This is a genomic window from Halomonas sp. 113 (genome assembly GCF_904067645.1).
GTDB classification, from domain to species: domain Bacteria; phylum Pseudomonadota; class Gammaproteobacteria; order Pseudomonadales; family Halomonadaceae; genus Vreelandella; species Vreelandella titanicae.
Map to the genome: position 1 here is coordinate 4,003,957 of NZ_LR881453.1, position 19,327 is coordinate 4,023,283.

Sequence of the window (19,327 nt, forward strand, 5' to 3'; positions counted from 1 at the left end):
AACCGATCTACTTTACCTCAATGAGGCTGTTGACAGCGAGGCGCAGGGATTTCACTGCGTCGTTATGAGCATCCGCCAGAGCGATATTTTGGAACGCCCAGGCAGATAATTGTTGATGTGCCTGCTGTTGTGTCTCAGTTAAAGCGCGGTGGCTGGCTACGCGGGCCAAGGCTTGCAGAGCCGAGCGGGCAAGAGCGGGGTCGCGATGGGCGGTCGCTACGTCCTCGATATCCTGCCACTCGCGGCCACTCAGTGGCATGCTTGGCATTTGAGCGAGCAGCACTACGAGCACTGCTGCGGGTAGCGCCTTGAGTTCAAAAGCCAGCAGAGCTGGGAGCGCCGTCTGGAAGCGCTCACTAAGATCAGCAAGCACCGCCTCGCCCTCTGAATTCAACGCTTTAGCCACCATGACAGCGAACTCCCCGGTGGATGTCTCCCGAGTAATCCCTAAGCGTACCGGCGTAAAACCCAGCGCCAGCCAAAAGCGCAGCAGTGACGCTTCAGCGCCGAAGGTCGCGCCATAAAGTGCGGCACCTTGCTGTTTGGCAGCGGCCATATCTTCACCTAGCAACGCTTGGCCCAAGCCCTGGCGCCGTCGCTCGGGGTGGGTAGCGATACGTACCACTCGACGCCAGCGGGCAGTCAATGCCTCACGGCTACCGGCATGGGTTGCCAACGATTGCGCCAACAAATGCCCCTGGGGACGTCGTTCACCGCGGGCGACCCGGTCGGCAAGAGTGGCCTCAAAGCCGCCCTCTTCACGGGTGACCAACACCGCTTGAGGTTCACCTGCCTGCTCAATCATGCGTAGCTGAGCACCCGGGCTGTCAAGCAGTTGGCGCAGGTCATTGGGAGAGGTGCGGTAGTGCGACTGTACCAGCAGCCCAAACAGCTTCTCCAACATAGCGTCTTGATGGGCGAGGCGAGCTCGATCAATCACCTTGGTTGCCACTGCGCTGCCATCCGTCTGAGCGCTGGGCAGCGGTGCTTTTAACAACAGCAGTTGATTGACCAGAGCTTCCAACGGGTCGCCGCTGCGCCAGCGGATCGGTGCGTTAAGCGTTAGCGCTTTCCACTGGGGCGTCAGGCGATCAAGGGTCGCGCGAAAGCGCAAGGCGAAGCCTCTTCCCGACCCCTCATAGCCGTGCACCGTGGTGGCAAAAGCAATACGCGGAAAGACCGCGAGCCACTGGCCCAACAGTGCAGCGGGAATCGCCGCCGCCTCATCGACCATTAGATAACTGCCATCACCGCCCTGCTGCTGAGCGTTAACCTGCTCGGTGAGCACATCCGGGGGTAAAAAAATCAGTTCGCTGCCCTCGGCCAACACAAAGTGGCCGGTAGCGACACGACGGCCGTCCGGGCAGAGTGCCGCTACCCGCTCGAACACGCTCTCCACCGCACTCAGCCGCGGCGCGGTGAGCACTACTCGTTGGGCTTTGTGGGTCAGCAGCCGAGCACAAGCAATGCCCAGCGCGGCGCTTTTGCCGCGCCCACGATCAGCGGTTATTACCAACGGGCGGCGGCGCTTTAAGCCAACCAGCTGTGTCACTGCGTAGGCTTGGTCTGAGGTCAGGCAGTCGCTATCGCCACTTGCGGCTTCATCTGCTTTGCGCACAGGCAGTCGAGGTAGATACAGCGTCTGGTCAGCGCGCCAGCGCACTACCTGAGGCGAGGCCTGCAACTGACGCGCCAAGCGCGCCAGGTAGTGGCAGCTCAGCTCTGACCAGTGCCAGGGATGATCAGCAAAACGTGCGTAGTCTGGATCTGGTGACTCTCCCCACGGCTGCGGGGTGAGCAATACCAGCAAACCACCGGCGGTGAGCGTTCCCGCCAGCGCCCCCAAGGCTTCGGGATCAAACCCGGTGCTGTGGGTGTCGAGCACTACCAATTGGTGCTCTGCGCCCAGGCGCGTGCGCGCCTTGCGTGGCGAAAGGTGTTCGCTCCCCACCCATAACGGCGCACTCCAGGGGTGGGCTTGCCATAAAGCCTGCGCAAGGGATTGGCACTGCTCGGCATCGCCGCTTAGCCACACAAGCTGGCGCCAGCGGCGGCGGGCCAAACGCTGCGCATGATGAACCAACGCCGCCACCATCCGCGCTTGCGGTTTATTTTCTAGCACATGGATATTTAACAAATGATTTCCTGCTCCAGCGCGACTGCTTCCCATCACGTTACCCTATTAAGTGTGTAAGTGTGCCGCTAAGCCTCTTATGGAGCACCTTATGCTTACAACTTTGGTTGAATAATTTAACTCCTTTCAACGTTCTTGAGCGACGCAACTACTCATCCCGACGCCGAAAAAACAACATAACTATTTGTTTTAATTAAACCAACAGGGTTTTCCCATGAAAACCAACGGCTGAAATCTCTTACATTACTGATATTGCACTGCAGCGGGGTTGTTGTGCTAATTTAGCTCTGCAGCGCTAAAACCCATGTTTACGTAAACGTAACCCAGCAGCGCTGCACTTTCCTGCATCCAGGTACCCAACACTAATAACGCCACGCGCCAAACCAGGAAATACATCATGAAAACAATGAACAAATTTGCCCTCACCGGCCTTGCCGCTGGTATTGCCTTCGCTGCCTTAACGACCACCGCCCAAGCACAAGAAGAGTGGACAATGACCAGCACCTGGCCGGAAAACCTTGACCTGATCAAGATTGACCAGCACTGGGTGGAACTGGTCAATCAATTGGCGGGAGAAGAGCTACAGATCAATTTCCGCGCAGGCGGTACGCTGATGCCCGGCACAGAAGTATTTGACGCCACCGAAACGGGCAGCATTGAAGCCGCAGGCGACTGGCCGGGCTATTGGGCCGGCTTGAACCCCGCTTTTTCACCACTGGCCACGACCACCAGCCTGTTTAATGGCGTTGATTACCTTAACTGGATCCAGCAGTGGGGCGGCCGCGAGCTGTACGAAGAGATCTACGGCCAGTTCAACATGGTTTATCTGCCTTACGGCATTACCAACAATGAGTCGGGCTTTATGGGCCGCACCCCGATTGAAAGCATTGCCGACCTGGAAGGCAAGCGTCTGCGCCTTTCGGGCCGCGACCAGGGCCGCGTACTCGAAGAGCTGGGCGGCTCGCAAGTCACTCTGGCGGGTGGTGAAGTCTACCAAGCCATTGAACGCGGCGTTATCGATGCGGGTGAATTCTCCACCCCTGGCGTTGATTTCAATGCCGGTTTTGCCGAAGTGGCGGACTACTGGGCAACCCCCGGTTGGCACCAGTCTGCCAGCGTATTTGGCGTAATGATCAATAAAGACGCCTGGGACGCCCTCTCAGAAGAGACCCAAGAGACTCTGCGTATTGCGGCGGATGCCACCATGGCATGGTCACTAGCCTGGTCTGAGCGCCAGTCGACCGAAGCCACACAGAAGTTCATCGACGCAGGCGTCACGATCAATCAGTTCTCTGAAGAAGATTTGGCGCGCATTCAGGAAGTCACCAACGAAGTGATTCTGCGCGGTGCTTGCGAATCTGCTGACCACGCTAAAGTCTACCAGTCGATGATTGCCTACCTTGAGCACTACGCAACCTGGCGCGATGTTTCCGCTCCTTTCAACATGAGTCGCGTGATGGATAACCTGCCCTCACTGGAAGAGATCGAAGCCTGCCTGTAAGGCGCTTCTGTGCCGCCTTGGTGTTTGCCAGGGCGGTTTTTTTGTGCTGACCGCGGAGATCTTCCATGAATGCGATTGCCAAGGCGATCGATGCCATCAATGAAGCTTTTGGGCGTGTCATCGCTCCATTGATTGCCATCATTACCCTGATTGTTCTTTATGACATTGCGTCACGTTTTCTGTTTGGGCGCCCTAGCGACTGGGCATTTGACGTGACCAAAATGCTGTTTGGCGCCCACTTTATGCTAATGGCGGCCTATGGGCTCAAACATCATGCCCACGTGGAAGTCGATATATTAAAACGTCTGCTGTCGCGCAAAAAGCAAGCGGTGCTTGAAGTGCTTGGTTACCTGATTTTCTTTGTCCCCTTTATCTGGATGCTGATCACCCTGGGCTGGAGCTTCTTTGAACGCGCCTGGAGCCGCGGTGAAACCACCTATGGCATGGTCTCAATCCCGGTCTACCCGATCAAAGGGGTGATTGTGGTCGCCGCTATCCTGATTCTGCTGCAGGCAATTGCCATTGTGCTGCGTGCCATCATGCAGCTTCGTGAGGAGGCATCAGCATGAACCTAAGTCCTGAAGTACTCACGCTGGTGATGTTTGGCGGCCTGATGGTGGGGCTGTTTATGGGCCACCCGTTGGCGTTTGTGCTAGGCGGTGTAGCCGTTATCGGTGCCTTTCTTGGCCCCGGCGAGCGCATTCTCGGCACCCTGATCAACAATATTTTCGGTAACGCCATGGATAACTATGTCCTGGTCGCGATACCGCTATTCATATTGATGGCGAGGTTCTTAAACGACTCTGGTGTTACTGAGAAGATGTTTGACGCCATGCGCCTATTGCTGGCCAACCTGCGCGGTGGCTTGGCGCTTACCGTGGTCATTGTGTCGGTGCTGCTAGCGGCTACCACCGGTATTGTTGGCGCTTCAATTGCGGTAATGGGCATGATTGCTCTGGTGCCGATGCTCAAGTATGGCTACAACAAAGAGCTGAGCGCAGGCGTTATTATGGCCAGCGGCTGCTTAGGCATCTTGATTCCGCCCAGCATCATGCTCATTCTGATGGCCAGCTACTCACCGGTTTCCGTGGGCGCACTGTTTGCTGGCGCGCTGATTCCCGGCCTGCTACTTGGGGTCATGTATGCACTCTACGTACTGATCATCTGCTACATCAAACCGCACTATGGCCCTAAGGTACCAGCCGAAGAACGCGCCGAAGTCAGCACTAAACAACTGCTGATCATGCTGGCCAAGTATGTGCTTCCCCCCATGTCGTTGATCCTGGGCGTGCTGGGCGCGTTATTTACCGGCGTCGCCACCGCCACTGAAGCATCCGCTATCGGCGTCTTTATCGCCTTTATCCTGTTTATGATCTTCGGCGACCGCAAAATCAGCACCTGCTTCTGGACGATGATAGAGGCGGGCAAGACCACCACCATGGTCATGCTGGTACTCGTCGGTGCCACGGCCTTTACCGGTGTGTTCTCGCGTGGTGGCGGCATGACCGTGATTAGCGACCTTGTGCTGGCAATGCCTGGCGGCACCATTGGGGCACTGATCCTGATGCTGTTCCTGGTATTTATCCTGGGCATGTTCCTGGATTGGACCGGCATCGTACTACTGAGCTTCCCGATCATGCTGCCCATCGTCGAAACCATGGGCGTGGATATGCTCTGGTTCGTGGTGATGGTGGCGGTAGTACTGCAGACATCGTTCCTGACCCCGCCCTTTGGCTATGCGCTGTTCTACTTAAAAGGCGTGGCACCACCTGGGGTCGAAATCGTCGATCTGTACAAAGCGGTCGTGCCTTTCGTCGCCTTGATTCTGCTGGCCTGTACGCTAATGGCGTTCTTCCCGTGGTTGATTACCGGCCTGCCTAGAATGCTGTTGGGCGGTTACTAGGCCCTCTGAACTTAAAGCTTAACGTCCAACCATTATGGCCCGCTTCGGCGGGCTTTTTTGCACCACCTACCCGCCTGCAAAGCTGCAGCAGCGCAGCGCCAGTGCTACTATTCACGCCCGTCACTATTTCGTATTGAGTTTCGCATTAAGTGTGCTGCGCTACTTTCCGGCTTTCTATTACTGCTTTTAGTCAAGGCAAGGAGTGTTCGCTTGCTCAGATCCAGCTATCGCGGGCTATTCGCCTTCTCCTCTTCACTTAGCCGTCGCGCTAGCCCCTGGTCGATTGCCCTGATAGCAGTGGCATTCGTAGTGGCGCTGCCTGTGCTGGTGGTATTTGCCCATATCGCAATGCCCACCGATGGCGTTTGGCAACACTTGGCCAGCACCGTACTTGGCCGTTATTTGAACAACACCTTCTGGCTCGTTGTGACCGTAGGACTCGGCACGCTTATCATCGGTACCGGGACGGCCTGGCTGGTGGTCATGTGCCGCTTTCCCGGCAAGCGGCTATTCGAGTGGGCGCTACTGCTGCCGTTAGCAGTACCCACCTACGTTATCGCCTACGCTTACACCGACTTTCTCCAATTTGCTGGGCCGTTACAAAGCCTACTACGCGAGACATTTGGCTGGGAGTATGGCGACTACTACTTTCCCAATATTCGCTCCCTTGGTGGCGCCGCGACGGTGATTACCCTGGTGCTTTACCCCTATGTCTACCTGCTGGCCCGCGCCTCGTTTTTAGAGCAGTCGGTCTGCGTGTTGGATGTGGGCCGCACTCTTGGCCGCGGCCCCTGGAAACTGTTTGCCAGTATCGCCGTACCGTTGGCACGCCCGGCGCTGGTGGGTGGGGTATCGCTGGTTCTGATGGAAACACTTAACGAGTTTGGGGCGGTTCAGTTCTTCGGCGTGGATACCTTTACCACCGGCATCTACCGCACCTGGTTTGGCATGGGTGAACAAGTAGCGGCGGCGCAGCTGGCGGCGTGCCTGCTCACCTTCGTGATTGTGCTAGTGCTGCTGGAACGCTGGTCACGGGGTAAGCGCCGCTACTTCCACACCACCAATCGCTATCAGCAGTTGCCCGAGTACGCGCTGCACGGCTGGCGCGCTGCTGCGGCGACACTAGCCTGCTTGGTGCCGGTGCTGGTGGGTTTTTTACTGCCCAGCGGCATTCTGCTCAATCTAGCCCTGCAAGGGGGCGATTCGCTCTGGGGCTCGCGATTTATTGGCTACGCCTGGAACAGTCTGGGGTTGGCAACAGTGGCTGCGCTAATCGCCGTGGGCTTGGCCGTTGTGCTGAGCTACGGCGTACGCATGCACGATACGACGTTTGCGCGGGTGGCTTCTCGCGTAGCCTCTATGGGCTACGCGATTCCCGGTTCAGTAGTCGCGGTGGGTATTCTGATTCCGTTTGCCTGGTTGGATAACGCCCTCAACACCTGGCTGAATAATCACTATGGCTACATCGTTGGCCTGGTCTTCAGTGGGTCGGCGTTTATTTTGCTATACGCCTACGTCGTGCGCTTTTTAGCTGTCTCGTTCAATGCCGTTGAGGCGAGCTTAGGCAAAGTGACCCCCAGCATGGATGCCGCCTCGCGCACCCTGGGTCAAACGGCGGGGGGCACGCTGCGCCATATTCATACACCAATGATGCGCAGCAGCCTGTTGGCGGCGGGAATTTTGGTCTTCGTTGACGTCATGAAGGAACTGCCCGCGACGATTATTCTGCGCCCCTTCAACTTCGACACCCTGGCCGTGCGGGCGCATAATCTCGCCTCTGACGAGCGATTGGCCGAAGCATCGACCTCGTCATTGGCAATTGTGGTAGTGGGCATCCTGCCGGTCATTCTGCTTAGCATGGCCATGCGCCGCTCACGTCCCGGCGCTCAGTCGTAAAAGCTAAATGCCAAGCACTAATTGCTAGGCCACAAGGGGAAAAACAAATACCTGTGAAAGGTCGAGGTGGATATCCACCGGCTGCCCCTCCGCGGGTAAAAACACCCCAGGTACGCGGGCGTGCAGGTGGGCCTCAAGGCCGTTTCCACCATGGGCACACAGGTGTAGCAGGCTGGTGCGCCCCAGCAGCTTCGCCATTACCACATGGCTATGGCGGTGCTCATCCGCAGGCAGTTCACGCTCAACAATACGCAGCGCCTCAGGGCGAATCATGACCTGGGCGTCGCTGCCTTCCGCTAGCCCACCGGCCGGCACCCGCCCCACGGGCGTGTTAACCGCGCCGTTATGCACCTTGCCCTGTAGTTCATTGACGTCGCCAAAAAAGGTCACGACAAAAGGGTCTTGAGGTGAGCAGTAAAGCTCTCGCGGCGTTCCCGTTTGCACGATCCGGCCATCCCGCATTAGCGCGATGCGATCGGCCATAAACATGGCCTCTTCGGGGTCATGGGTCACCAGCAACGTCGCCGCGCCGACTTTTTTAAGCACGTGCAGCGTATCGTCGCGGATTCGGTCTCGCAGCCGCGCATCAAGGCTTGAAAACGGTTCATCCAACAGCATTAAGCGCGGAGATGGCGCCAGCGCCCGTGCCAGGGCCACCCGCTGCTGCTGCCCCCCTGAAAGCATATGCGGGTAAACATCGATATACGCAGCCATACCCAACTGCTCAAGCAGTTTGGCCGCCCGCTCCCGACGCTCGCGAGAAGCTAAATGTTTAAGTCCAAAGGTGACATTTTCCAAAACGGTTAAGTGGGGGAAAAGTGCCGAGTCTTGAAACGCCAGCCCGACATTGCGTTTCTCCGGCGGCACGTGACGCTGGCCCGGGCCTGCAATATAAATATCCTCTAAGTAAACGTTGCCCTCTTGCAGCACTTCAAGGCCCGCAGCGATACGCAGCAGCGTTGTTTTGCCACAACCAGAGGGCCCCAATAGGCAGACCACCTCACCTGGAGCAACGCTTAAGTCCACCCCTTTGACGACCGTATGGCCATCATAAGCGTGGCGTACATTACGCAGGGTTAACGCCGAAGAGCCAGGCGCTGCTTCAGCAGCCCTTCTTTCAGTTACCTTTAGAGTTGCCGTCATAAATCACCGCTATTAATTAGCACTGTCTGAATAGCACTTTCCAGGTGAGCAAACCGCACCTCTAAAAGACTAAACGCGGATTCAGTACATTTGAAAGTTGTTTGCATTCTATTTTTAATTGCCCCGATATGCACGTACCACCTTTTGGGTAGGCATTTACTCTTGACTGAAGGCATACGAAACGCTTCAATAACAATGTTAATAATGTAACTTATTATCATTCAATAAATAAGGATGTGCTTGATGAAAACCGTACGCTTTGTTGCTCCGATGGCAGCGATGATGGTGGGCGCTACGTTTGCCGGTCAGGTCGCGGCAGACGAGCTCAACCTTTACTCCGCACGCCACTATGACTCTGACGAACGCCTCTACGATGCGTTCACCGAAGAGACAGGCATCGAAGTCAACATCCTTGAAGGCGACTCCGATCAACTGATCGAGCGCATTCAGCGCGAAGGCGTGGCCAGCCCTGCAGACATCATGCTCACCGTCGATGCTGGCCGCCTCTGGCGCGCTGAAGATGAAGGCATCTTCCAAAGCGTCGAGTCGGACGTTCTCAACGAGCGCCTGCCCGAGGCCATGCGCCACCCTGACGGCCTGTGGTTCGGCTTTAGTCAACGCGCCCGGGTTATTTTCTATAATCGCGAAAACTTCGATCCGAGCCAGATCACTAGCTACGAAGACCTTGCCAACCCGCAGTTTGAAGGCAAGGTGTGCATTCGCTCTTCCAACAACATTTACAACCAGTCGCTGCTGGCCGCAATGATCGAGCACCACGGTGAAGAGGGTGCTGAAGAGTGGGCCCAGGGCGTGGTCAATAACATGGCGCGGGATCCGGAAGGTGGTGATACCGACCAGATTCTGGGCGTGGCCAGCGGCGAGTGTGACATCGCTGTGGCTAACCACTACTACTATGTTCGCCTGCTAAAATCCGACGACGACGCCGAGCGTGAAGCGGCTCGCAAAGTGGGGATTATTTTTCCCAACCAGGGTGACCGCGGCACTCACGTGAACGTTGGCGGTGCCGGTGTGGTGGAAGGTGCGCCTAACCGCGAAAACGCCATTCGCTTCCTCGAATACCTGTCTTCCGACACTGCTCAGGAAATTTTCGCCTCCGGCAACAATGAGTTCCCGGTAGTTGACGGCATCAAGAAAGACCCGGTGCTGGAATCCTGGGGCAACTTCAAAACGGATGACGTGAACATCAGCGTACTGGGTGAGAACAACCCTGAAGCGATCCGCATTTTTGATCGCGTCGGCTGGCGTTAAGCCCCCCTGCCCGCATTGAAGGAAGAACCTCGCTAGGCAAAAATCACCTAAGTAGAGGCTAGAAACACCCGCAACTGCGGGTGTTTTGCGTTATAGCGCTTCTAAACATGCTGGCACTGGCGGAAAGCGCCGGGGACGACCATCTTCCTGCATATAGAGGGTACACACCTGACTTTCAGGCAGCTCTAATGGCACGTGGCTGGAAATAACCAGAATCCCATGCTGTGCGCGGCGCCCAAGGCTGGTGACTACATGACGCCGAGTTACCGCGTCAAGCCCGGCTAACGGCTCGTCGAGCAGCAGAATGGGCCGTCGCGCCAGCAGCACGCGTCCCAGGGCGATACGTCTCGCCTGACCTCCAGAGACGGCTGCTCCATACTCGCCCAAAGGTGTCTCAAGCCCCTGGGGCAACCCTCGCGCCCAGGTGCCTAGCGCCAAATCATCAAGAACGCTCCACAGCTCACTATCACCGGCATGACGGGCACCAAGGCGTAGATTTTCCGCCAGACTCATGTCAAACAAATCCCACTGTTGGGGCAGATAGCCGACGGCGTTGTGCATTGACCACTGCTCAATGGGATAACCATTAAGGCAACACTCCCCGGACAGCGGCAGCAACTCGCCGGCCAATACCTGCAACAAGGTCGATTTGCCACACCCCGAGGGGCCACGTAAACAGAGTATTTCACCGCTCTTCAACGCCAGGTTGATACGTTGCGGCCCCACCAATGCTCCAGGCAGGCGTGCTGTTAATTGGCTGACATTTAGCTGCCAGCTGGGCGGTGTGATTTCAACCTCCTCAATAGCGGCTTGCGCCCTCGGCGTCCCTTCCGACAGGGCATTGAGGCGATTCCGTGCGGCAAGGCTCGCGCCCAAGGCAAGAAAACTATGGGTCAGTGGTGCCAATATTTCCCCTAATGCCAGGATCGCCAAGACGGCGGCTAACAGCATTGGCACCGTCAAATGGCTGGCCGCTAACAGCGCTTCTGCCTGCCATAGCACACTAACGATGGCAGCTCCCAGCGCCACCTGCTGCAACGCGGTGGTCAGGCTGGCAAGCAGTTGCTGGCCCTCCTGATGCGCCAAGTAGTCGGCGTCCCATTTTTTCACTCGTTGGGCCATCTCTGGCCATCGCCCCCACAGCACTAATGAGGTAATGGCTGCCAAGGGCTCAATCAGTGCCACCCGACGACGCTCAGCAAGTTCGGCCCTCTGGCGTGCCTGATCAATACCACGCCATAACGCCAGTAACGGCAACCCCAGCCAGGCTAACAGCACTCCCGGCAAAGCAGCCCACATCAGGGTGCCACTCAGCCAGTAAAGTCCTGCCATGACAACCACCACCATTAGCCCGGCCCAGCCCCAGGGCAGGAGCGCCCGCAATACCACCTGATCAAGCTGGTCTATATCGGTCACAAGGCGATGCATAGCGTTGGCCGTACCGTGGTGAGAAGGACTGGAAGCCGCCTGCAATAATGGCTTTTTCCCCAATGCCATGAACAATCGACAACGCAGATCCTTCAGCAATCCTAGCGCGGCATCATGGGACGCTAGGCGTTCACCGTAGCGCCCGGCCGTGCGTACAATGGCGCACAGACGAATCAGCGCTGCGGGGCGAAAATAGTCGAAACCGAAGGCGGTCGCCGTCATCGTACCGGCAACCGCCGCCGCGGTAATAAACCAACCCGAGATAGCCAGCAAGCCAATCACAGCCAGCAGCGTGGCGGCGCCTAGCAAGAACGCCAGCGACCAGCCGCCACGCCGAAGCAACAGCAAATCACGCAGCCGGATAGTGGGAGGTTTTTCTACAGAGGGGGTCTTGTTTAATCGCAGCATGTCATGACCTCTTTCGATGACAGCTCAATTTGCCGATCGACCCACTCCAGCCCCGCCGACTCGTGACTGACGATAAGCACGCTACGCCCACGGCTAAGCTTTCCGATCAATGCATTGAGTTGCCAGGCGGCATCCGGATCAAGGTGGGCCGTGGGCTCATCGAATAGCCATAGCGCTGCATCGCGAAGCAGCAACTGCGCCAATCCCAAACGTTGCAGCTGGCCACCGGATAGCCCCTGTCCGCGCTCGCCCAGCTGCGTGGCAAGCCCATTACCGCGAAGCAGAATCGGCCACAGGCCAACCAGGGTCAGAACCTCAATAAGCTCTTGATCTGTTTTATCCGGGGCCGCCAAACGCAGGTTATCTGCAATGCTGCCGGACTGGATCGGTGGTTGCTGACTAAGGTAGCCAAGCTGGCGTTGCCAGGTGGCGCGGGACCACCGGGCAAGTTCGCAACCCTTCGCCTTCAGGCTGCCCTGGTAAGCGCTAAATCCCAACAACGCATGCAAAAGGCTCGACTTGCCCACTCCGCTTTCGCCCTGCACCAACACCCTTTCGCCCGCAGCCAGCGTGAGGTTAAGCGGCGCCAGACGAAGCCGACCGCCTTCACCCCGAACACTCAGCTCGCTACACTCCACGGTGAAAGACTCGACGTTTCTCGCTACCGGGGGTAGCGGTGCCTCTTGAGGCTGCCAAGTGTCAGCTTCCAGCAGAGGCATCAGCGCCTGCATGGCACCGATTGCTTCCGCCCGGGCATGATAGTCAGTGCCCAATTGGCGAAGCGGCGCATAGAACTCGGGCGCCAGCAGTAAAATAAACAGCGCCCCCTGATAGGGTACCGGCACCTCCGCTTTCGCCCAGGGCAAAAGGCCAAGCAGCCCTAAGCCGAGATAAAGCGCCACCAAGGCAATCGCCAGCGCGGCAAAAAACTCCAGCACCGCGCTGGATAGAAAGGCAAGTCTAAGCACCCGCATAGTACGTCCACGGTAGGCGTCACTCGCCTGGGCGACCTTGGTCTCTGCTTGGTCAGTTGCTCCCATGCGCTGTAGCGTCGCCATCCCACGAACCAGGTCGAGGAAGCGGCCCCCCATACGCGCCAGGGCGACGAACTGCTGCTGACTGGCACCCGCAGCCGCACGTCCCACCAGGATCATAAACAATGGCACCAACGGCGCGGTCATTAGCATCAATCCCGCGGCCAAGGGGCTGTGCAGCGCTACCACCGCCGCTATCAGGCAGGGCACTAGCACCGCCAGCAAGCTCTGTACCCGATAGCGGCTAACGTAGCCGTCCAAGGCATCCACCTGCTCCAGCACCTGAGTGGCCAAGGCGCCATCACTGCCAAATTGGCGCCTAACCGGCCCAAGGTGGCCAAGCTGCGTTAATAACTGGCTGCGTAAGGCGTCACGAGCACGCAGGCTGGCCTGACGAGACAGCCACTCCCGGCCAGCGTGGAGAAAAGGGCGTAGCACCATGCTAATGGCCAGCCCTGCTAGCCAAACCGTCGGATGGCCCGGCGACTCCCTACCCTGCCAAAGCAGTAACCAATGGTGAAAAATAGTGGCCAACAGCCAACTCTGGGCAATCAGCAATACCACGCCGATCATCGCTAGCAGCGTGGCGCCCCGCAACCACCAGCGTTGTTGGGCAAGGCAGCGGTTCAGCCGATGCCGCGGGTCATTGGCTTCAGTCGCTCCGCTCATGCTCGGATTCGCCTTCATAGCCATTCACTTCAAGCCACATGGCGTTAAGAATGCTGACGGCAGCCGCCAGCGTGACACCCAAAATCCAGGCGAAATACCACATACGACACCCTCCTCAGTAAAGCGCTTTGTCGTTATCACGAATAAATTGCTCGTTCAGGCGTCCGCGCATGACCCAGTAACTCCAGGCGGTATACAGCAGCACCAACGGCACGAAGATACACACCACCACAAACATGATCTTGAGCGTCAACTCGCTCGCCGTGGCATCCCACATGGTCAGGCTATGGTTGGGGTTCAGCGACGACGGCATCACGAAGGGAAACATCGTAACGCCCGTTGTGACCACCACCATGGCCATGGCGACAGCCGAACTGGTAAATGCCAGCGCATGGCGTCCCAGCTTCATGGTCAGCGCGCAGAGCACAAAACCTAAGACGCCCAGTACTGGCAGTAACCACAACAGCGGGAAGCGGCTGTAGTTGGTCATCCAGCCGCCAGCACTGACCGCCACGATTTTACCGGTGGTATCGTTGTACCCCTGGGTGTCGATTACGCTAGTCACTTGGTAGCCATCAACGCCCAGGAGCAGCCACACCCCACCCAGTACGAACAGTGCCGCGCATATCAGTGCTGTCAGGCTGCCGATGGCCGCACTACGGCTGCGCAGTTCGCCCTCGGTTTTAAGCTGCAACCAAGCCGCTCCGTGGGTGACGAACATCATCAGGCTCAACAGCCCGGCCAATAGCGCAAAGGGGTTCAATAGGCCCAGCAAGCCGCCCTGATACTCCAGGCGCAGATAGTCATCGAACTGGAAGGGAACGCCTTGCAAGAGATTGCCAAAAGCGACACCAAAGATCAGCGCGGGAACGGCGGAGCCGATCGTCAAACCCCAATCCCAACGACGGCGCCATGTGGGATTTGCCAACTTGGAGCGATAATCGAACGCCAGGGGGCGAAGAAAAAGCGCGAACAGTGTCAGCATCAAGGCGAGATAGAAGCCGTTGAAGGCCGTTGCGTAAACTGGAGGCCAAGCGGCAAACAGTGCGCCCCCTGCGGTGACCAGCCAGACCTGATTACCGTCCCAATGAGGCGCCATGGAGTTGATCATCACCCGGCGCTCCTCATCGCCGCGCCCGACAACGTTGAGCAAGGCGGCAACGCCCATATCAAAACCATCGGTGACCGCGAAGCCCACCAATAGCACGCCGATCAGCACCCACCAGACAAACCTAAGGGTTTCGTAGTCCATCATCATGCCTCCCGTGCTGGGGTTGAAATTGGATAGTCAGACTCAGCGTCATCATCCAGATAACCGCTACCGGAGGGCCCTTTGCGGGCAAAGTGCTGCATCAGCCACATTTCGATGATGACGAAGATGGTGTAGAGGACGCCAATAGAAATCAGGGTAAACAGCACCTGCTCGGCCGTCAGGCTGGAAATGGCCAAGTGAACCGGCAGTATCTCGCCGATTGCCCACGGCTGACGCCCATATTCGGCCACGAACCAGCCCGCCTCACAGGCAATCCAAGGCAGCGGTAGGCTGAACAGCGCGAAGCGAAGTAGCCACCGGGACTTCTCTGGCTGACGACGTACGCTATGCCAGAAGGCCAGCGCAAACAGCAACAGCATGCTAAAGCCCGCGGCGACCATGGCCCGAAAAGACCAGAAAAGCGGCCAAACCTTGGGAATCGACGCTTCAACGGCTTGATCAATTTCGGCTGTGGTCGCATTGGCTACATCGTCGCTATAGGCACTGAGCAGTAGCCCATAACCAAGATCGCTGCGCACTTCCTCGAACCGAGCCATATCCCCTTCGCGCTCTTCATCACTGCGCAGGCGCTGCATGAGAGCGTAGGCCTCCTGGCCATTGACGATGCGCTCGCGGTGCTCTTCCTTAAGCTCTCGAATACCCATCACTTCGGTATTCAGCGAGCGCGTGGCGATCAAGCCCATCACACCAGGTATGCGGATGGCAAAGTCGGTGTGCTGTTCCGCCTCGTTGGGGAGCCCAAATAGCGTGAAAGCCGCAGGTGCGGGATGGGTTTGCCACTCTGCTTCGATGGCGGCCAGCTTGACCTTCTGCACATCCCCCAGCTCATAGCCAGACTCATCGCCCAGTACAATGACCGATAGCGCGCTGGCCAACCCGAAGGCAGAAGCAATCGCAAAGCTGCGCCGCGCAAAGGCAATCTCACGCCCCTTGAGCAGGTACCAGCTTGAAATCGCCAACACGAAAATCGCCCCGGTGACGTACCCCGCTGACACGGTATGCACAAATTTGACTTGGGCGACGGGGTTGAGCAGTACCTCTGCAAAGCTGACCAACTCCATACGCATGGTGGCTAGGTTGAGCTCCGACCCTACGGGGTGCTGCATCCAGCCATTGGCTACCAGAATCCACAGGGCTGACATATTGGTCGCCAAGGCCATGAGCCAGGTAACCGCCAGGTGCTTCTCTTTTGACAGGCGATCCCAGCCGAAGAAGAATAGCCCGACCAGCGTCGACTCAAGGAAGAACGCCATCAAGGCTTCTATCGCCAGGGGCGCTCCGAAAATATCGCCGACATAGTGAGAGTAGTACGACCAGTTAGTGCCGAACTGGAACTCCATGGCGATACCGGTCGTTACCCCTAACGCAAAGTTAATACCAAACAGCTTGCCCCAGAATTTGGTCATCTGACGATAAATGGTTTTACCGGTCATGACATAGACCGACTCCATGATCGCCAGAAGTATCGACAGCCCTAGCGTTAAGGGTACAAACAGGAAATGCACCATCGCCGTAAAGGCGAACTGCAACCTGGATAATTCAACAATGTCCATGAGTGACTCCCGATGGATAGCTTAAACACACCTTTCGCCCCACCGGGAAACCACAGACAGGTGCTAACCCAGGCAAAGCGATGTGTATAGGCTATTCCTCCACCCGAGCCAACAATTTGATCTTGATCAATTCCTTACTTAAGCATTGCACTGTTGCGACAATATGCCATCCACCCCCTTCCTCATTCAGAGACGCAGGCGTAAACGAACGAGGCTTGCGGTGTTGGTAGTAGGCATTAGTGCGCTTCATCCCAATTGGCACCGCTCTCCGCTTCTACAATCAGCGGTACTTTTAGCTCAGCTGCGCCCTGCATACGCTTTTGTACCTGCTCGATAAAGGCCTCGACCTGCTTCTCGGCGACTTCAAACACCAGTTCATCGTGCACCTGCATCACCATCAGCGCATCGAACTCGCCTTCCGCTAGCCACGCATCCACATTGATCATCGCCTGCTTGATAATATCGGCGGCAGTGCCCTGCATCGGCGCGTTAATCGCGGTGCGCTCAGCGCCTTGGCGACGGTTGCGGTTTTGCGACTGAATTTCCGGTAGGTAGAGCCGCCGACCCAGCACGGTTTCGACAAAGCCATCTTCAGCTGCCTGGGAGCGAATACGCTCCATATAGCGGGCCACGCCGGGATAGCGGTCAAAGTAACGATCAATGTAGGTTTGCGCCTGGTTGCGCTCGATATGCAACTGACGCGACAACCCCCAGGCACTCATGCCGTAGATCAAGCCGAAGTTAATCGCTTTGGCGCTGCGGCGCTGATCGCCAGAGACCTTCTCAAGAGAGGTGCCGAAGACTTCTGCCGCCGTGGCGGTGTGAATATCACGCCCTTCGGCAAACGCTTCCAGCAGCCCTTTATCTTCAGATAAATGCGCCATAATGCGCAGCTCAATTTGCGAGTAATCGGCGGCGACAATACGGTAGCCAGGGCGGGCAATAAATGCCTGACGAATTTTGCGCCCCTCTTCGGTACGGATGGGAATGTTTTGTAAGTTGGGATCCGACGACGACAGTCGCCCGGTCGCAGTGACCGCCTGATGATAGCTGGTGTGTACCCGGCCAGTGGCTTTATTGAGCAGACGCGGTAGCTTATCGGTGTAGGTGGACTTCAGCTTGGCCAGCCCCCGGTGCTGCATAATCACCTTGGGCAGCGGGTAATCCAGCGCCAACTCTTCCAGCACACCTTCCGCGGTAGAAGGTGCGCCTTTAGGGGTTTTCTTGAGCACCGGAATTTTCTGCTCTTCAAATAGAATCTGCCCTAACTGCTTGGGTGAACCGAGATTAAATTCGCGCCCGGCCAGTTCAAACGCCTCTCGTTCTAATTCGCCAATGCGCTGCTCTAACTGTTGGCTCTGTTTGTGCAGTAGCTCAGCATCCACGGCGACACCGTTTCGCTCGATGCGCGAGAGCACTTTGATCAGCGGCAGCTCAATATTATCCAGCACCTCCGCCAGACGCCCTTCGCTCTCGACCTGGGGACGCAGCGCTTGCTGCAGCCGCAGGGTGATATCGACATCTTCGCAGGCGTATGGCGCCGCTTGCTCCAGGGCAATCTGGTTAAAGGTCAACTGCTTGGCGCCCTTACCGGCAATCTCTTCAAAGGAGATGGTCTTTTCACCCAAATACTTGAGCGCCAGCGAATCCATATCGTGCCGGGTGGCGGTGGAATTGAGCACATAGGAGGCCAGCATGGTGTCAGCAAAAGGGCCTGCCACGGAAATCGCATAGTTGGCCAACACGGAAATGTCGTACTTGAGGTTTTGGCCAATCTTGGTTTTTGTCGGGTCTTCCAGCAGCGGTTTTAGCGCCGCCAGCACCGTTTTACGGTCAAGCTGCTTAGGCGCATCCAGGTAGTCGTGGGCAAGCGGAATATAGGCCGCCTCACCCACTTCCAGCGACAAGCCAACGCCAACAATTTCCGCATCCATGTAATTAAGGCTGGTGGTTTCCAGATCGAAACAGAAGCGCTCGGCGTTTTGCAGCCGATCCAGCCAGCGCTCGAAGTCTGCCTGTTCGAGGATGACCTGATCTTCACGAACAGAGGCTTGCACAGAAGTGCTCTCCCCCTCGGACTCGCTACCACCTTCTTCAGCGCTTACGGGCGCAGGCTCGCCGCCTTTAACGTCATCCACGCCTTCGTCTTTGCCTTCCAGCAGCTCGCCCAGCCACTGGCGGAATTCCATCTCTTTATACAGGGTGACCAGCGCTTCGCGATCCGGATGGGCAATATCCAAATCATCCAAGCCCACCGGCAACTCGCAGTCGACTTTAATGGTGGCCAGCTGATAGGAGAGAAACGCCTGATCGCGATGCTCTTCAAGCTTCTTGGGCAGAGTTTTGGCGCCCCGGAAAGTGAGCGTTTTCACTCGCTCTAAGTCGCCATAAATGGTCTCCAGCCCACCGCCCATGCCTTGCAGCAGCCCAATGGCGGTCTTCTCACCTACGCCGGGCACACCGGGAATGTTATCGACCTTGTCACCCATCAGAGCGAGAAAATCGATAATCAATGCGGGCGGCAGGCCGAATTTTTCTTCTACGCCCGCCTCATCCAGGGTTTCATCCTTCATGGTGTTCACCAGAGTAATATGGGCATTAACCAGTTGCGCCATATCCTTATCGCCGGTGGAGATCACTGCATCGCGGCCCGCCTGGGTGGCGTGATGGGCCAGGGTGCCAATCACATCGTCCGCCTCTACGCCGTCAACGCAAAGCAGCGGCAGGCCCAGCGCCTTCACGCAGGCGTGCAGCGGAGCGATCTGGCTGCGTAGGTCATCGGGCATCGGCGGGCGGTGCGCTTTATAGTCGCTGTACAGCTCATCGCGGAAGGTTTTGCCCGGCGCGTCAAACACCACCGCCATGGGGCTTTCGGGGTAATCCTTAATCAGCCGTTTGAGCATGTTTAACACGCCTTTCACCGCGCCCGTTGGCTGACCATTGGAGGTCGTTAGCGGCGGCAGCGCATGAAAGGCACGGTACAGATAGGAAGAGCCATCGACGAGGACGATCGGAGCGCGAGCCATAACCAAGTTCCATTGTTAGATAGGATTGCTTAAAAAGAATTGCCAATAAGAGTGCCTCACATGATACGCGTTGCACAGGCAGCCTGTAGA

General features: G+C 57.3%; 13 protein-coding genes. 5 read left to right on the forward strand and 8 right to left on the reverse strand.

Translation table 11 applies throughout. The features are described from left to right. Positions 1–7: 7 nt before the first annotated feature. Positions 8–2,095: a tRNA(Met) cytidine acetyltransferase TmcA gene (locus YERSI8AC_RS18960; protein ID WP_201304280.1), complete on the reverse strand. Its 2,088-nt coding sequence runs from the start codon at positions 2,093–2,095 to the stop codon at positions 8–10. A gap of 436 nt (positions 2,096–2,531) precedes the next feature. Between YERSI8AC_RS18960 and dctP the strand changes: the two genes are divergently transcribed. From dctP to YERSI8AC_RS18980, 4 genes are all read left to right on the forward strand, one after another. Continuing rightward, the gene (gene dctP / locus YERSI8AC_RS18965) at positions 2,532–3,635 is read left to right on the forward strand and encodes a TRAP transporter substrate-binding protein DctP (protein WP_009288576.1); all 1,104 of its coding nucleotides are present in this window, start codon (positions 2,532–2,534) and stop codon (positions 3,633–3,635) included. A gap of 65 nt (positions 3,636–3,700) precedes the next feature. Then, on the forward strand, positions 3,701–4,204 hold the full coding sequence (locus YERSI8AC_RS18970; protein ID WP_138799844.1) for a TRAP transporter small permease subunit: 504 nt from the start codon (positions 3,701–3,703) through the stop codon (positions 4,202–4,204). After that, positions 4,201–5,538, forward strand: coding sequence for a TRAP transporter large permease (locus tag YERSI8AC_RS18975; RefSeq protein ID WP_009288578.1), 1,338 nt, complete (start codon positions 4,201–4,203; stop codon positions 5,536–5,538). Before YERSI8AC_RS18970 ends, YERSI8AC_RS18975 begins: the two co-directional genes overlap by 4 nt. Before the next feature lie 210 nt (positions 5,539–5,748). Further along, positions 5,749–7,434, forward strand: coding sequence for an ABC transporter permease (locus YERSI8AC_RS18980; RefSeq protein WP_022522063.1), 1,686 nt, complete (start codon positions 5,749–5,751; stop codon positions 7,432–7,434). A 24-nt stretch (positions 7,435–7,458) separates the two neighbouring features. On the opposite strand, the gene YERSI8AC_RS18985 is transcribed toward YERSI8AC_RS18980, so the two are convergent. Beyond that, positions 7,459–8,577 carry an ABC transporter ATP-binding protein gene (locus tag YERSI8AC_RS18985; protein ID WP_039860811.1) on the reverse strand — a complete coding sequence of 373 codons (1,119 nt, stop codon included), beginning with the start codon at positions 8,575–8,577 and terminating at the stop codon, positions 7,459–7,461. A gap of 243 nt (positions 8,578–8,820) precedes the next feature. On the opposite strand from YERSI8AC_RS18985, the gene YERSI8AC_RS18990 reads away from it, so the two are divergent. Then, positions 8,821–9,846, forward strand: coding sequence for a Fe(3+) ABC transporter substrate-binding protein (locus tag YERSI8AC_RS18990; protein ID WP_159177312.1), 1,026 nt, complete (start codon positions 8,821–8,823; stop codon positions 9,844–9,846). A gap of 90 nt (positions 9,847–9,936) precedes the next feature. Here YERSI8AC_RS18990 and cydC read toward each other — a convergent pair whose 3' ends face one another. The 6 genes from cydC to polA all read right to left on the reverse strand — a co-directional run bounded on the left by cydC (position 9,937) and on the right by polA (position 19,237). Then, positions 9,937–11,682 carry a thiol reductant ABC exporter subunit CydC gene (gene cydC / locus YERSI8AC_RS18995; RefSeq protein ID WP_159177313.1) on the reverse strand — a complete coding sequence of 582 codons (1,746 nt, stop codon included), beginning with the start codon at positions 11,680–11,682 and terminating at the stop codon, positions 9,937–9,939. Further along, positions 11,670–13,385: a thiol reductant ABC exporter subunit CydD gene (gene cydD, locus YERSI8AC_RS19000; RefSeq protein WP_236557352.1), complete on the reverse strand. Its 1,716-nt coding sequence runs from the start codon at positions 13,383–13,385 to the stop codon at positions 11,670–11,672. The genes cydC and cydD overlap by 13 nt, the downstream gene beginning before the upstream one ends. Further along, positions 13,369–13,488 (reverse strand): cytochrome bd-I oxidase subunit CydX, encoded by a 120-nt coding sequence (cydX, locus tag YERSI8AC_RS19005; RefSeq protein WP_053856982.1) that lies wholly within the window; start codon positions 13,486–13,488, stop codon positions 13,369–13,371. The genes cydD and cydX overlap by 17 nt, the downstream gene beginning before the upstream one ends. A 12-nt stretch (positions 13,489–13,500) precedes the next feature. Next, positions 13,501–14,643 (reverse strand): cytochrome d ubiquinol oxidase subunit II, encoded by a 1,143-nt coding sequence (gene cydB, locus YERSI8AC_RS19010; protein ID WP_022522058.1) that lies wholly within the window; start codon positions 14,641–14,643, stop codon positions 13,501–13,503. Beyond that, positions 14,640–16,211: a cytochrome ubiquinol oxidase subunit I gene (locus tag YERSI8AC_RS19015; RefSeq protein WP_159177315.1), complete on the reverse strand. Its 1,572-nt coding sequence runs from the start codon at positions 16,209–16,211 to the stop codon at positions 14,640–14,642. The genes cydB and YERSI8AC_RS19015 overlap by 4 nt, the downstream gene beginning before the upstream one ends. Before the next feature lie 236 nt (positions 16,212–16,447). Continuing rightward, positions 16,448–19,237 carry a DNA polymerase I gene (gene polA, locus YERSI8AC_RS19020; protein WP_159177316.1) on the reverse strand — a complete coding sequence of 930 codons (2,790 nt, stop codon included), beginning with the start codon at positions 19,235–19,237 and terminating at the stop codon, positions 16,448–16,450. Between the last annotated feature and the right edge of the window lie 90 nt (positions 19,238–19,327).

What these genes read in the sequence shown, in the direction of transcription:
- YERSI8AC_RS18960 (WP_201304280.1), bottom strand. Translation starts at nt 2,095, where the DNA reads ATGGTGGCGGCGTTGGTTCATCATGCGCAGCGTTTGGCCCGCCGCCGC.
- dctP (WP_009288576.1), top strand. Translation starts at nt 2,532, where the DNA reads ATGAAAACAATGAACAAATTTGCCCTCACCGGCCTTGCCGCTGGTATT.
- YERSI8AC_RS18970 (WP_138799844.1), top strand. Translation starts at nt 3,701, where the DNA reads ATGAATGCGATTGCCAAGGCGATCGATGCCATCAATGAAGCTTTTGGG.
- YERSI8AC_RS18975 (WP_009288578.1), top strand. Translation starts at nt 4,201, where the DNA reads ATGAACCTAAGTCCTGAAGTACTCACGCTGGTGATGTTTGGCGGCCTG.
- YERSI8AC_RS18985 (WP_039860811.1), bottom strand. Translation starts at nt 8,577, where the DNA reads ATGACGGCAACTCTAAAGGTAACTGAAAGAAGGGCTGCTGAAGCAGCG.
- YERSI8AC_RS18990 (WP_159177312.1), top strand. Translation starts at nt 8,821, where the DNA reads ATGAAAACCGTACGCTTTGTTGCTCCGATGGCAGCGATGATGGTGGGC.
- cydC (WP_159177313.1), bottom strand. Translation starts at nt 11,682, where the DNA reads ATGCTGCGATTAAACAAGACCCCCTCTGTAGAAAAACCTCCCACTATC.
- cydD (WP_236557352.1), bottom strand. Translation starts at nt 13,385, where the DNA reads ATGAGCGGAGCGACTGAAGCCAATGACCCGCGGCATCGGCTGAACCGC.
- cydX (WP_053856982.1), bottom strand. Translation starts at nt 13,488, where the DNA reads ATGTGGTATTTCGCCTGGATTTTGGGTGTCACGCTGGCGGCTGCCGTC.
- cydB (WP_022522058.1), bottom strand. Translation starts at nt 14,643, where the DNA reads ATGATGATGGACTACGAAACCCTTAGGTTTGTCTGGTGGGTGCTGATC.
- YERSI8AC_RS19015 (WP_159177315.1), bottom strand. Translation starts at nt 16,211, where the DNA reads ATGGACATTGTTGAATTATCCAGGTTGCAGTTCGCCTTTACGGCGATG.
- polA (WP_159177316.1), bottom strand. Translation starts at nt 19,237, where the DNA reads ATGGCTCGCGCTCCGATCGTCCTCGTCGATGGCTCTTCCTATCTGTAC.